At 38.5% G+C, this 548-nt stretch carries 1 protein-coding gene; it reads right to left on the bottom strand.

Annotation, left to right across the window (positions count from 1 at the left end):
* Nucleotides 1-96: 96 nt before the first annotated feature.
* A complete protein-coding gene (locus NB504_RS00060; RefSeq protein ID WP_170889306.1) occupies nt 97-531 on the bottom strand; it encodes a GNAT family N-acetyltransferase in 435 nt (144 codons plus the stop codon).
* Between the last annotated feature and the right edge of the window lie 17 nt (nt 532-548).

Here is a 548-nt window from a genome sequence, read left to right on the forward strand (position 1 = left end):
AACTTAAAAAACATACTGTAAACACTGAGCTTCAATTTTGTACTAAAGTCGCCAAGCGTTGGCAATCCCTCTTGAGCCGTTTGTTATAAGCTGCCACTAAACGTTTGGATTACTTGAGTTATTAAATGAATACATGCGTATTTCATCCCTTGGAAGCCAGCCTAATTTTTCGTAAAAATTTTGCGCATTAACATTATTGCTATAAACAAATAAATGCGTCTTTGAAACACCAATCGAAGTCAAAGCATCAACTGATTTTTCAACCAAAGCTTTACCTATTTTTTGGCCTCGAAATTCTGATGAAACAGCCAAATGTTGCAGATACCCTCTGCGACCATCGGTCCCAACGAGTACCGCACCAATAATGTTATTGCCGCTTAACGCAACAAAACTTAGCCCAGAGTTTCGGTTAAGGTAACTTTCAATGCTTTGTTTAGAATCAGCATCTCTTAATGACAAGCTTTCCGTCTGGCGCCACAGATCAATCACTGAATCGTAATCGGAAATATCCATTTCTCGAATTGTAATCACTAAAGCCTCCAAAGCTT

Origin of the sequence: Vibrio sp. RM-69-4 (assembly GCF_024743775.1) — a bacterium.
GTDB classification, from domain to species: domain Bacteria; phylum Pseudomonadota; class Gammaproteobacteria; order Enterobacterales; family Vibrionaceae; genus Vibrio; species Vibrio anguillarum.